At 39.5% G+C, this 13,127-nt stretch carries 11 protein-coding genes; 10 read left to right on the top strand and 1 reads right to left on the bottom strand.

Going from position 1 to position 13,127, the window contains the following annotated elements:
- From AC0KUU_RS04175 to AC0KUU_RS04215, 9 genes are all read left to right on the top strand, one after another.
- A complete protein-coding gene (locus AC0KUU_RS04175) occupies positions 1 to 1,521 on the top strand; it encodes a pyridoxal phosphate-dependent decarboxylase family protein (protein WP_043976596.1) in 1,521 nt (506 codons plus the stop codon).
- On the top strand, positions 1,499 to 3,253 hold the full coding sequence (locus tag AC0KUU_RS04180) for an IucA/IucC family protein (RefSeq protein ID WP_322552381.1): 1,755 nt from the start codon (positions 1,499 to 1,501) through the stop codon (positions 3,251 to 3,253). Before AC0KUU_RS04175 ends, AC0KUU_RS04180 begins: the two co-directional genes overlap by 23 nt.
- The gene (locus tag AC0KUU_RS04185; RefSeq protein ID WP_043976599.1) at positions 3,250 to 3,843 is read left to right on the top strand and encodes a GNAT family N-acetyltransferase; all 594 of its coding nucleotides are present in this window, start codon (positions 3,250 to 3,252) and stop codon (positions 3,841 to 3,843) included. The genes AC0KUU_RS04180 and AC0KUU_RS04185 overlap by 4 nt, the downstream gene beginning before the upstream one ends.
- Positions 3,822 to 5,111 carry a lysine N(6)-hydroxylase/L-ornithine N(5)-oxygenase family protein gene (locus AC0KUU_RS04190; RefSeq protein WP_043976601.1) on the top strand — a complete coding sequence of 430 codons (1,290 nt, stop codon included), beginning with the start codon at positions 3,822 to 3,824 and terminating at the stop codon, positions 5,109 to 5,111. Before AC0KUU_RS04185 ends, AC0KUU_RS04190 begins: the two co-directional genes overlap by 22 nt.
- Before the next feature lie 3 nt (positions 5,112 to 5,114).
- Positions 5,115 to 6,272, top strand: coding sequence for an MFS transporter (locus tag AC0KUU_RS04195; RefSeq protein WP_043976602.1), 1,158 nt, complete (start codon positions 5,115 to 5,117; stop codon positions 6,270 to 6,272).
- The gene (locus AC0KUU_RS04200; RefSeq protein ID WP_043976604.1) at positions 6,269 to 8,074 is read left to right on the top strand and encodes an IucA/IucC family protein; all 1,806 of its coding nucleotides are present in this window, start codon (positions 6,269 to 6,271) and stop codon (positions 8,072 to 8,074) included. Before AC0KUU_RS04195 ends, AC0KUU_RS04200 begins: the two co-directional genes overlap by 4 nt.
- Positions 8,075 to 8,358: 284 nt before the next feature.
- Positions 8,359 to 9,261: a formyltetrahydrofolate deformylase gene (purU, locus tag AC0KUU_RS04205; RefSeq protein ID WP_042991947.1), complete on the top strand. Its 903-nt coding sequence runs from the start codon at positions 8,359 to 8,361 to the stop codon at positions 9,259 to 9,261.
- Positions 9,262 to 9,704: 443 nt separating this feature from the next.
- Positions 9,705 to 10,499 (top strand): thymidylate synthase, encoded by a 795-nt coding sequence (locus tag AC0KUU_RS04210; protein ID WP_013058746.1) that lies wholly within the window; start codon positions 9,705 to 9,707, stop codon positions 10,497 to 10,499.
- A complete protein-coding gene (locus tag AC0KUU_RS04215; RefSeq protein ID WP_043976607.1) occupies positions 10,496 to 10,981 on the top strand; it encodes a dihydrofolate reductase in 486 nt (161 codons plus the stop codon). The genes AC0KUU_RS04210 and AC0KUU_RS04215 overlap by 4 nt, the downstream gene beginning before the upstream one ends.
- A 272-nt stretch (positions 10,982 to 11,253) precedes the next feature.
- Here the strand turns inward: AC0KUU_RS04215 and AC0KUU_RS04220 are convergent, their stop codons facing one another.
- Entirely contained in the window at positions 11,254 to 11,472 is a 219-nt protein-coding gene (locus AC0KUU_RS04220; protein WP_043976608.1) for a hypothetical protein, read from the bottom strand.
- A gap of 231 nt (positions 11,473 to 11,703) precedes the next feature.
- On the opposite strand from AC0KUU_RS04220, the gene ilvA reads away from it, so the two are divergent.
- On the top strand, positions 11,704 to 12,975 hold the full coding sequence (gene ilvA / locus AC0KUU_RS04225) for a threonine ammonia-lyase IlvA (protein WP_013084697.1): 1,272 nt from the start codon (positions 11,704 to 11,706) through the stop codon (positions 12,973 to 12,975).
- Positions 12,976 to 13,127: the final 152 nt, after the last annotated feature.

Consider the following 13,127-nt stretch of genomic DNA (forward strand, 5'->3'; position numbering starts at 1 on the left):
ATGGCGCCGTTTGAAAAGTGGTTTTTATCATCATCCAAAGAAAGCCTCGAGAATTATGAAGCGATGATAGGCGGAATGACTGAGATGATTAAACGTCACTACCAGGAACTAAAATCCCCTTATACTCACATAGACGTTGACGAACTATCGAACTTAGTCAATCGTTCGGTCTATTTTAGCGAACACGAACAGCTGCTAGAAGATCTGTTTGATGACGTACAAGCCGTAGTGCTGGATCATTCGCTTCATATTTCGCATCCCGGGGCAATGGCGCACTTGCATTGTCCTCCGATTATACCGGCCCTTGCTGCGGAAGTGATGATTTCTGCTTTGAATCAATCTATGGACTCGTGGGATCAAAGTCCGGCAGCTACGTATATAGAAGATCAAGTGATTGATGAGTTAACACAACAAATTGGTTATCCAAGCTCTTCTTCCGGCGTTTTTACAAGCGGAGGGACTCAGTCGAATTATATGGGCCTTCTGCTTGCTCGTAATGAATATTGTCATGCTGCATTTTCCATTGATGTTAGTGAAGAAGGTTTACCGCTCCAAGCTAAAAAACTGCGGATTTTCTGCTCCGAAAAAGCCCACTTTACGGTGCAGCAATCTGCAGCTCAGCTTGGACTGGGCATGAATGCAGTGGTGAGTGTAAAGTGCAATGAAAGGCACGAGATGGATATAGAAAATTTAGAAGAAGCAATACGGGAAGTCAAAGCCCAGGGAAACCTTCCTTTTGCTGTTGTAGCAACGGCAGGCACGACGGATTTTGGAAGCGTAGATCCTCTTTTTGAAATGAGTAAGCTAGCTAAAAAAGAAGGGCTTTGGCTTCATGCTGACGCCGCTTATGGAGGAGCGCTGCTATTTTCACATAAATATCGTGAACGCTTAAAAGCTCTTGAACGGGCAGATTCTATTACGATGGATTTTCATAAGTGGTTTTATCAGCCGGTAAGCTGCGGCGCATTTCTAGTGAAGAATTCAGCTATGTTCAAACACATTCAGCTTCATGCAGATTATTTAAATCCTGAAGAAGATGAGCATGTACATTTGGTAGATCGCAGTATTCAAACGACCAAACGATTTGACGCCTTGAAGCTATGGCTGACTTTCCGTGCAGTAGGTACAAATGAGTATGGAAAAATGGTTGATCATACGATTGAAACGGCTAAGCAGACAGCTGAACATTTACGAAAGCAAAGGAATATTACGGTGTTAAATGATCCTTATATGAACGCGGTTGTATTTCGCTATGTGCCAGATACTTTATATAGTGATTGTCAGAAACAGCAGCATTATGAAAATAAGTTAAATCAGCGTATTCAGCAGCATTTATATGAAAAAGGCACTTTTATCATGGCAAAAACAAAGCATAAAGAGCAAGCTTATTTAAAGCTAACGATGTTAAATCCTATGATTACAGTTGATTCTGTTGCCACTCAGTTAGAGGAAGTCGTGGCTTTAGGAAAAGAGTTGGAGAAAAAGGAGGAGCGATTACGTGAACGCTCAGTTATCGGCTAATTTTATTACAATGCAAAATATTATTAATTGCTATATTCGAGAAACAGGTAAGGGAGTATGGCAGTCCATTTCAGAAATGAAAAGCGAAGAAACGCTCGTTCTTAGGCTAGAAAAACAGCCGGTAACTCTTTACTTTCCAGTAAAGTACCGTTCAGCTACCGGACGTCACTTGTTCTTTCCGATCTTTTATTATCGCATTCAGAAAGAGGAGCTCAAGGAGTTAGATGTCGTCACTCTTTTAGCCTTTCTTTTAAAAGAAGTAACAGATCATTTACTACAGGTGAATGAGCTAATTGTACGTGTGCTATTAAGCTACGAAAATATGAAATTGTTCATTGGAAAAAGACAGAAAGAGTTAGAAACGTGCTATAAATGGGACAAAACGTTCTTAGAATCTGAGCAGTCATTGCTTATTGGCCACCAGCTGCATCCGACACCTAAAAGCCGTCAAGGGATATTACCTGAAGAAGAAAAGGTGTTTGGGCCTGAAGTGAACGGCAAATTTCATCTTCATTATTTTAGAGCACATAAATCGCTTGTTACAGAACAGTCCGCCGAGAGTCAAACCGCTTCACAGCTTATTAAAGAGCAGTTGAAAAAAGATAAGAAGGTTTCTGAAGAATTCATACAGGTGTATTGCCAAGCGGACGATTATTCACTTATACCTATGCATCCGCTGCAAGCTCGTTATCTTTTAGGAAAAGAAGAAGTGTGTGAATGGATTCAAAAAGGCCGGCTTGCTTATCTAGGGCCACACGGTCAGCCGTTTTATCCGACTTCGTCTGTTCGAACCGTATACAGTGAAGATGCAGATGTGATGTACAAATTTTCTATTCCGGTGAAGATTACGAATTCACTGAGAGTGAATAAACGCAAAGAATTAAGCAGAGGTGTAGAAGTAAGCCGTTTATTGCAAGAAGGATTACAGGCGGAGCTTCAAGAAAATCATCCGGCTTTTCAAGTGATTGAAGATCCTGCTTACATCACGCTTGGAAAAAAGGAGCTTGGGTTTGAAGTCATGATTCGAAGCAACCCTTTTCAAGGCGAGCAAGGGAACCGTACAACACTCCTAGCAAGTTTGTGTCAAGATCATGTGTTCGGGAAAGCTTCTCAAATTGAAAATATTATTAATCATATTGTTTCAAGTGAAAATAGCTCGAATGAAGACATAAGCAAGCACTGGTTTAAACGCTATTTAGATGTCTCTTTTCATCCTATGATGTGGCTTTACACTCAAAAAGGAATTGCGCTGGAAGCTCATCAGCAAAATTCCGTTATTAAACTTGATGAAAACGGATATCCATCGATGTTTTACTACCGTGACAACCAAGGCTATTACTTTATGAAATCAAAGGAACAAGAGCTTCGCAAGCTGCTTCCTTCCTTAAACGGAGAAAGCGATACGGTATGTGATGATGCTGTAGCAGAAGAAAGATTTCGTTATTACGTATTTTTTAATCATATTTTAGGATTAGTTAATGCTTTTGGTGCAGCTGGCCTCGTTCAAGAGTCAGATCTGCTATTGATTCTGCGACAAGAAATAGAGAGGTACAAAGAAAAAGATCATACGGGGCTTGTTTCATCGATGTTAGAAGAGAAAGTGCTTCCTTGCAAAGCCAATTTCTTAACGCGCGTTCATGATATGGATGAGCTGGTAGGCTCTCTTGAAACGCAGTCTGTTTATGTAAATGTTGAAAATCCTCTGTACGAATCTGCAGGTGTACGGGTATGAAATCAGCATTACAAACGCAGTATCCATTTATGATGCAGCAAAAGGAGCAGAGCATCACCTTTCGCTCTGTTTCTTTTGCAAAAGATTTCGAACGGCTGTACAAGTGGATGCATGAACCGCATGTTATTCCGTATTGGAATTTAAATATTTCAAAACAGGCGTATGAGCAGCATTTAAAAACATTTCTCGCTGATTCCCATCAAAAACTGCTAATTGGAGAAATTGACGGTGTACCTATGAGCTATTGGGAATCTTATACGGTCGACGGCGATATTATCAGTAACTATTACCCTTATGAAAAAGGAGATCAAGGGATTCATTTATTAATTGGAGAACCTGCTTTTTTAGGAAAAGGCTATATTTATCCGCTCCTTCTTAGTTTACTAAAGCACAAGTTCGAGGTAGCAGATACTGCTAAAGTAATAGCGGAACCAGATATACGAAATGAAAAGATGATTGCAGTATTTAAAAAATGCGGGTTTCAATTTATGAAAGAAGTGTCGCTGCCTGATAAAACAGGCGTACTGCTGAAATGTGAAAGAACAGTATTTGAAAGAAGGTGGAGCGAATGGAACAACGGGACATTTTAGACGTAATTGGAGTAGGAGTTGGTCCATTTAATTTAGGATTAGCAGCTTTAATTGATAAAACAGATTGTACATATAAATGTTTTGAACAAAAAAAGGAGTTTAATTGGCATCCAGGAATGCTTTTAGAAGGGACAACTCTTCAAGTTCCGTTTATGGCAGACGTGGTCACGATGGTGGATCCGAAGAGTCCATACACGTTCTTAAATTATTTGCATGAGCATGAGCGCTTGTATCAGTTTTATTTCTTTGAGAAGTTTCATATCCCAAGAAACGAATACAATCATTATTGCCGCTGGGTAGCAAGCCAGCTGAGCGGGCTTGAATTTAACAGCACAGTAAAAGAAGTGAAAATGCATGAAGATGCTAAACCTTACTACGAAGTAATAGTTGAAAAAGAAGGGAGACTTCATACCTTTTACAGCTATCATCTTGTAACCGGAGTAGGTACACAGCCCGTAGTGCCAAGAGACTTTCAATCAGTAGCCAGCGATACGTTCTATCACTCCGCTCAGTACAAAATGAATCGTGAACAAACGCTGAAGGCTAAAAGTATTACCGTAATTGGCTCTGGTCAAAGCGCAGCTGAAATTGTCTATGATTTACTTCAACAGCAGCCTCAGTTTGACTATAAGCTGAATTGGTATACGCGCTCAAAGGGATTTTATCCGATGGAATATTCAAAGCTTGGCCTTGAACATTTTTCGCCTGATTATACCCGCTATTTTTACAGATTGCCCCAAGAGAAAAAAGAGAGCGTTTTACGAAATCAAGCTCTTTTATACAAAGGAATAAGCTTTGAAACGATCGGTGATATTTATGATTTGATTTACGAACGAACAATTGGAGGAAAAGAAGTGCCGCTAATGATGCGCGCGCTTACGGAACTTGCAGGCGTTGAAAAGACAAACGATACACATCTTCTTACTCTTCACCAATACGAGCAGGCCTCGTTTGAAAAAGAAGAAAGTGAAATTGTCATTATGGCCACGGGCTATCATGCAAAAGAGCCTTCTTTTATGGAAGGTTTAAAAGAACATTTGCTGTTTGATGAAAAAGGACAGCTGAAAATTAATGAACTCTATCAAGTTGAGATGAAGAAAAAAGGCGCCCCGCTATTTGTTCAAAACGGAGAGCTTCATACACACGGGGTTGGAGCACCAGACTTAGGTTTAGGGGCTTATCGCAATGCTGTCTTGATTAATCAAATTGCAGGTAAAAACGTGTATAAAATATATAAAAATACTGTTTTCCAAAAGTTTGGGTTTTAAGAGATGATTTCTCCGCGCTTTGTTTTTATCTGTTTATTTATGACCATGACGTCGGAAGTGTTATTATCACCATTTTATCCGCAGTATTTTACAAGTGCTTTCCATGTAGATGGAGTTGCAATGACGTCTTTTTTTATTATTTGCTGCCGGATTGTGGTCATTGTTATGACTCCTTTATGGGGAATGCTGCTTAAGAAGTGGAAAGTAAAACATATAATCGTAGCGTCACTTCTAATGACAGCCTTAGTTAAAGTCATTCTGAGTGAAGTTTCTACTTTTTATGGGTTTTTAGCCACTTCGTTAGTATTACTTGTGTTTCAAAGCAGTTTATATCTTTTATACCCATATTTAGTAGGCGGCATGAAAAATGGACAGAAAAAGGCAGGTGCTGCAACAACCTATGTATTTATTGTTCATACGGCTATTATTGTCGCTAGCTTGTTTGGAAGTGCGATTATTGCATGGGAAATGCCGCTTAAAGTATATCAATACTTTGCTTTAGCTGATATGGTACTGGCCGTATGGCTCGTAACAAGAAAAGCTTCATCTTTAAAAAAAGAACAAACACCAGCGTACACTCAAAGTATAAACGAGCCTATTTTTTTCTATTTGCTGGCTATTTTCTTTTTTCACCTTGGACACAATGTCATTCGCCCTTATTTTACATTGTTTACAAGCGACACATATGGCATGAGCAGTCAAGGCAGCGCTTTGTTATATGTGATGCCGAGCATTATGGCGATCGTCTTAAAGCTTGCGATACCTACAAAGCTATTTAATGGGAAAGTTATACCGCTTTTTTATAGCGTAACGGGTGCTAGTGCTTTACTGCTATGTTTGCAAGCATATGCCGATCATCTCAGCATGTTTATTATAAGTCGAATTTTATATGGAGCCGGGTTTTATCTCAGCATGGTTATACTTGATATCTATTTATTTCAAAAAAGCAAAGAAGGAGCTGCTTACTATTACAGCTGGCTTATTGCTGTTCAAAATATTGCCCTGCTGATTGCACCGCTTTTAGCACTAGAAATCAGCAAAGTAAATTTAGCGCTTCCTTTAGCAGTTGGTGCCGCTGCTTTGCTAGCTGCTAGCGCTGTAATGCCGCTGCGCAATAAAACAATCCCTATTCTAAGACAAGTAAAGGAGAATGAAGGATGAAAATCAAAGAAACGAATCTTTCCGTATTTAATAAGCAATCATGGGAAAAAGCAAATCGCCAGCTTTTAGCTAAAATGCTGCAGGAATTCATGTATGAAAATATTATTGAGCCAAAACAGTTGCAAAAGCAGGGGGCGCTTGCCACGTATCGATGGGAAGACCACCGAGGCGTTACGTATACATATCAAGCGAAACAGCGATTGTTTGACAGTTTTTCTGTACTGCCAGAAAGTATTAAGCTGACATCTAAAGCGTCAATCCCTACATTTTCGAAGGCCTTGCAGCTGTTAATTAGCTTATCTGAAGACAAAGGAATGTCTAGCTCAACCGCAGGTCACTTAGCAAAAGAATATTTTCATACATTAATAGCAGACATGCATTTGCAAAATCGAAAATCAGCTGATGAATTAGCAGATATGGATTATGCGGAGCTAGAAGGTGAAATGACGGGACACCCTTGGATTACATACAACAAAGGCCGCATCGGATTTGGCTATGATGATTATCTGCGGTTTGCACCTGAGCAAAAACAAAAAATTCAGCTTTCATGGATTGCTGTAGCGAAGCAAATTGCTTCTTTTCATTCATTAGATACCCTCGGCTTTGATGATGTTATGAAACAGGAGCTAAGCGGTGAGACGCTAGCTGAATTTGAAAAAGAATTAACAAGCCAAGACCTTTTAGCAGCGGACTATTACTATATTCCCGTCCATGAATGGCAGTGGATGAACGTGATTGTTCCTTTATTCGCTGAATACATTGCAAATGATTTAATTGTTCCATTAGGAGAAGGTGAAGATCAATACTTGCCTCAGCAGTCGATTCGTACATTTGTGAATACAACAAATCGAGATAAATATCATGTAAAGCTTCCCATGAGTATATTAAATACGCTTGTGTACAGAGGCCTTCCAAGTGAGCGGACGGTAATTGCTCCTCAAGTAACTCAGCACATAAAAGGCATACGAGATCGCGATGCGTTTTTAAAAGATACGTGTAAAGTAGGACTTTTAGGTGAAGTGGCTACGTTAAACGTAACTCAGCCAACGTTTGCTTCTATTAAAAACGCGCCTTATCAGTATTTAGAAATGCTGGGAGTCGTTTGGCGTGAAAGCATCTATCAAGAGTTAGAAGAAGGAGAGCATGCGATTACGCTAGCTGCGCTTTTACATGTTGACAGTAAAGGGAAAGCTTTAGTTTCGTCGTATATAGAAAAGTCGGGCTTAACTCCTGCCGAGTGGATTGATGCGTTAACCAGAGCTGTGTTGCCGCCGCTTCTTCATTATTTGTATCAATACGGTACTGTATTTTCTCCGCACGGTCAAAATACGGTATTGGTGCTTAAAAACAACAAGCCCGTTCGAATTATTATGAAAGATTTTGTAGATGACGTGAATATTAGCGATCAGCCGTTTGAAGAACTGCAGCAGCTATCTTTTGAATTAAAAGAAGTGCTGCGCAGCGAAGAGCCGGAAGGACTGACGCAGTTTATTTTAACAGGGTTATTTGTTTGTCACTTCCGCTATTTAGCCACTATTTTAGAAGAGCATGAAGGCGTAGAAGAAGCGGACTTTTGGAAAAGTGTACGAGCAGAAATTTTACATTATCAAGCATCATTTCCACATTTGAAAAAACGATTTGAATTGTTTGATTTATTACGTCCAACCATTACGAAATTAACGTTAAATCGAAATCGAATGTTTGATTACGGATACGAAGATGACGGAGATCGTCCTCACGCAAGCGAATATGGAAAGGTACGGAATGCCTTGCATGAAGTGAGTGAAAAAGCTGTTCAATAATAAGGAAAAGCCGCTGGTGTTGTGTAGCGGCTTTTTTATGGTTAATTCAAAAGCAGGAAGCGAAGGGGATGAGCTGCAGCACTTTAGGAAACACTCATTTTAGGTATGTGTAGAACGTAAAGGTGAGTGAATGAACGATTTGATGGAGTAGATGTTAGAACAACAAGTACACCAGCTGAAGCAAACGTTTCGGCTTTCTTTTGTCAAAGTCTTATTTCAATGTCGCATCGCTACAAGGATAATGGTACAATTGTCTGTATATTTAAAAAAAGAGAGGGAATTACATGAAATCGCATATTCAAAAACATTTAACTTCATATAAAGAGAAATATAAAAATCGCGGTCGGCTGCTAATTAGCTGTCCGGACAAACCGGGTATTGTAGCCGCTGTGTCTACGTTTTTACATGAGCACGGTGCAAATATTGTAGAATCAAGTCAACATTCAACGAACCATGAAGGGGGTATGTTTTTTATCCGTTTCGAATTTGAATGTGAGGATTTATTAGCTAAAGAAGCAAAACTAGAAGAAAGCTTCAAAAAAATTGCCGATACGTTTTCAATGAACTGGCAGTTTACATATGCTCATAATTTGAAAAAAACAGCTATTTTTGTGTCAAAAGAGCCTCATTGTCTACTAGAGCTGCTGTGGGCATGGGAAAGCGGAGATTTGATGACAGACATCGCTGTCGTTGTGAGCAATCACGAAGATGCGCGCGAAGTGGTTGAATCATTCGGTATACCGTTTAAGCATATACCGGCGACAAAAGACATTCGCCAAGAAGCAGAAGCCAAACAACTGCAGGTATTAAAAGATTATAATATTGACGTGATTATTTTGGCGCGTTATATGCAAATTTTAACGCCGACTTTTGTGGCAGAAAATCCGTATCGTATCATTAATATTCACCATTCATTCTTACCGGCATTCATTGGAGCACGTCCATATGAACGCGCATATCAACGAGGTGTAAAATTAATTGGTGCTACGTCTCACTATGTAACAGACGACTTGGATGAAGGACCAATTATTGAACAAGATATTGAACGCGTGAACCACCGTGATGATGCGGATGACTTAAAGAAAAAAGGCCGCTTAATTGAACGTACGGTGCTCGCACGTGCTGTGAAATGGCACTTAGAAGACCGCATTTTAGTGCATGAAAACCGCACAATTGTATTCAATTAACAAAGACTAAGCTGTTGAAAAAGTAGTTTAGCCGAAGGAAGATCCGAACGATGAATCGAGATTCTTGAAAGAGAATGAAATTCGTTCGGATTTTTTTTATGGTCATGGTAAACGTAGATTTCATCTGTTTAGTTGCTTCTAGCGGTTGATTGGAGGCAAGGCGAAGACTCCTCCGGGAAAAGCGGAACAGATGAGACCCCGCAAGTGTAAGCGACGAGGAGGCTCATCGGCCAAGTCTTGCACGGAGATCAACCGCGGTGTCATAAGCGATTCATACGCGATTATTTAATTGATTTTGTTAGGTCTCATTCTTGTTTTTTCTAGGGGAATTGCGTATCTAAATGATAAAAAACTTTTCTGCATGAGCTGAGATTTAGTTGTTTACTTAGCTCGTGAACACTTATACAATAGAAAAGGACTTTTTAATAAAGGAAGTGTCGGAAGTGAAACAATATCTTGAACTTTGCGAGCATGTGTTAGCAAATGGAACAAAAAAAGAAGATCGGACAGGAACAGGTACAATTAGCACATTTGGCTATCAAATGCGTTTTAATTTACAAGAAGGTTTCCCGGTATTAACGACAAAAAAACTTCATTTAAAATCAATTATTCATGAATTGCTTTGGTTTTTACAAGGAGATACAAACGTTAAGTATTTACAAGATAACGGCGTGCGCATTTGGAATGAATGGGCGGATGAAAACGGCGAGCTTGGCCCTGTGTATGGGCATCAGTGGCGTTCATGGCCAACGCCGGACGGAGAAAAAATTGATCAAATTACCAATGTTATCAATCAAATTAAAAACAACCCTGATTCTCGCCGCTTAATGGTAAGCGCCTGGAATGTGTCTGATGTAGACAATATGGCTTTACCGCCGTGTCACTGCTTATTTCAGTTTTACGTAGCGGACGGCAAATTGTCTTGTCAATTGTATCAGCGCTCAGCTGATATTTTCCTAGGCGTACCGTTTAATATTGCTTCATATGCGCTGCTTACAATGATGGTGGCACAAGTGTGTGATTTAGAGCCAGGTGATTTTGTTCATACGTTTGGCGATGCGCATATTTACAGCAATCACATTGAACAAGTAAACCTGCAGTTAACGCGTGAGCCTCATGCTTTGCCAAAAATGAAAATCAATCCAGACGTAAAATCAATTTTTGACTTTAAATTTGAAGACTTTGAGTTAGTAGACTATAATGCGCATCCTCACATCAAAGGAGCTGTGAGCGTATGATTTCCCTCATTGTCGCAATGGATCAAAACAGGCTGATCGGTAAAGAGAATGATTTGCCATGGCGCCTTCCGGAAGATTTGAAGTATTTCAAGCGCATCACAACGAGTCATACGATTGTAATGGGAAGAAAAACATTTGAATCAATTGGACGACCGCTTCCTAATCGCGAAAATGTGGTTCTTACGCGTCAAAAAGATTATCAGCAAGAAGGAGCAACCGTTATTCATTCAGTTGAGGAACTAGAAGCATTAGATGCTGAAAAAGAAGACGAGCTCTTCGTGATTGGCGGAGCTACTCTGTATGAGCAAACATTAGACGTTGCAAATCGACTTTATATTACGCATATTGAAGAATCCTTTGAAGGAGATACACATTTTCCTTCGATTGATTTGAGCGAATGGAAAGTTATTTCGAAGCAGCAAGGAATTAAAGATGAAAAAAATCCCTACACGTATTATTTTACCTTATACGAGCGAAGCTGAGCTCTTTTGTTTATAAAAAACGCGAGTCTGGTACAAAGTATGTTAGTCGAAGAAAGATCCGAACGTTGAATCGTTCGGATCTTTTCATTATGAGGGTGAAGGTAGATTTCATGTATGTAGGTGCTTTTAGCAGTTGATTGGAGGCTCACCGCCCGCGGAAAGCGAAGTCTCGCATGGAAATCAAATGCGGTGTAACAAGCACCTCCTATTAGCTAGCTTCTATACTCCATTTATTCGTCTTTAGATTGATTTCGTTATGTTTCAATCTCTTTTTATATTGATTTTAATTGCTTTATCATTTCGTGAAAAGCCGCTGGGCTCACAAACTGTTCAGGGCTCCAGTTAGCTTCAATCCATTGAATCAGCTCGCTTGGTGTATTAAAAACTTCTCCGCTCGTATCTGCTTTGCGAAGCATGTATCTACCGTTTTCTTCATCTGCAACTATTTCGCACGGAACGGCACTTTCATGACTTTGAAGCGAAAACTCCATTTATTCCACAACCTTTCTTAATTTATACCTGTTATCGCATCAGCTGCATGTAGAAAGTATGGGCAATTTTGTAAGTCTATTTAGCGTTTGCTAAACATATGTAAAGTATGTGGACAGTAAAATAGTTGGAAAAGTTTTTTTAGTTATTATTAATGAAAAATAATGATTTTTCTAAATTTTTTGTGATATAATGTACAAATTAATAATGGTAGAAGAGGAAGGAAGTTGGTTATGAAACAACAAGTAGATAATCGAACAAAACACGTACATTTAGAGGACATCATGATTGCAAATCAATTGATTAAAGATGTTGTTGTGCATACACCACTACAGCGTAATGACGTTTTGTCTGAACGATATGAATGTAATATCTATTTAAAACGTGAGGATTTACAGGTGGTGCGCTCATTTAAAATTCGCGGTGCGTACAATCGAATCAAAAAGTTATCCCCAGAAGAATTAGAAAATGGAATTGCCTGTGCAAGTGCAGGAAACCACGCACAAGGTGTAGCATATGCGTGCCGTCATTTAAATATCGATGGTAAAATCTTTATGCCGAGCACAACGCCGCGCCAAAAAATTAATCAAGTGAAATTTTTAGGCAAAGATAACGTAAAGGTCGTACTAATCGGAGATACGTTTGATGATTCTTATGAACAAGCTATTGCATGCAGTGAAGAGGAACATCGAACATTTATCCACCCATTTAATGATGTAGACGTTATTGCAGGACAGGGTACAGTAGCCGTTGAAATGTTCAATGACTGTGAAGATGAAATTGACTACGTATTTGCGGGTATCGGCGGGGGCGGATTAATTTCCGGTGTCGGCACATACGTAAAAAGCATCTCGCCTCAAACAGCTGTGATTGGGGTAGAACCAGCAGGCGCGCCTGGCATGCAGACATCTTTAGCAAATGGAAATGTAGTGACGCTACCGGCAATCGATCCATTTGTAGACGGAGCAGCTGTTAAAACAGTTGGAACGCTTCCATACGACATCAGTAAAGAGCTTGTGGACGATATTGTAGTTGTTCCTGAAGGCAAGGTTTGTACAACCATTTTATCTCTATACAATGAAAATGCGATTGTAGCAGAACCAGCAGGAGCTCTTTCGATTGCTGCTCTTGACTCATACCGTGAGCAAATTAAAGGAAAAACGGTTGTTTGCGTCATCAGCGGAGGAAACAATGACATTGGACGTATGCAAGAAATCAAAGAACGTTCAATGATTTATGAAGGATTACAGCATTATTTTATCGTTAATTTTCCTCAACGCGCAGGAGCTCTTCGTGAGTTTCTAGACGAAGTGCTTGGACCGACAGACGATATTTCGCGCTTTGAGTATACGAAAAAGAATAACAAAGACAGCGGACCAGCACTTGTGGGAATTGAGCTCAAGCATAAAGAAGATTATTATCCACTGATTAATCGTATGGATAAAAAAGGATTCCCTTACACAGAAATTAATAAAGAAAGCAACTTGTTTCACTTATTTATTTAAATAGAAGCTCATTTTAAAAAGGAATGCTTCATCAACTGTCGAATAAGTTGATGAAGCATTTTTATTTTAAAAAATATTTGTGTTTTCTTTTTATTTTATCAAGACAGAAAGTGCCTGAAGCATTATAATAAAATAAACGGGTAAAAAGAGGG

Source organism: Priestia sp. ST2 (assembly GCF_055810735.1).

What these genes read in the sequence shown, in the direction of transcription:
- ilvA (WP_013084697.1), top strand. Translation starts at nt 11,704, where the DNA reads ATGAAACAACAAGTAGATAATCGAACAAAACACGTACATTTAGAGGAC.
- AC0KUU_RS04200 (WP_043976604.1), top strand. Translation starts at nt 6,269, where the DNA reads ATGAAAATCAAAGAAACGAATCTTTCCGTATTTAATAAGCAATCATGG.
- AC0KUU_RS04175 (WP_043976596.1), top strand. Translation starts at nt 1, where the DNA reads ATGGCGCCGTTTGAAAAGTGGTTTTTATCATCATCCAAAGAAAGCCTC.
- purU (WP_042991947.1), top strand. Translation starts at nt 8,359, where the DNA reads ATGAAATCGCATATTCAAAAACATTTAACTTCATATAAAGAGAAATAT.
- AC0KUU_RS04220 (WP_043976608.1), bottom strand. Translation starts at nt 11,472, where the DNA reads ATGGAGTTTTCGCTTCAAAGTCATGAAAGTGCCGTTCCGTGCGAAATA.
- AC0KUU_RS04185 (WP_043976599.1), top strand. Translation starts at nt 3,250, where the DNA reads ATGAAATCAGCATTACAAACGCAGTATCCATTTATGATGCAGCAAAAG.
- AC0KUU_RS04215 (WP_043976607.1), top strand. Translation starts at nt 10,496, where the DNA reads ATGATTTCCCTCATTGTCGCAATGGATCAAAACAGGCTGATCGGTAAA.
- AC0KUU_RS04195 (WP_043976602.1), top strand. Translation starts at nt 5,115, where the DNA reads ATGATTTCTCCGCGCTTTGTTTTTATCTGTTTATTTATGACCATGACG.
- AC0KUU_RS04190 (WP_043976601.1), top strand. Translation starts at nt 3,822, where the DNA reads ATGGAACAACGGGACATTTTAGACGTAATTGGAGTAGGAGTTGGTCCA.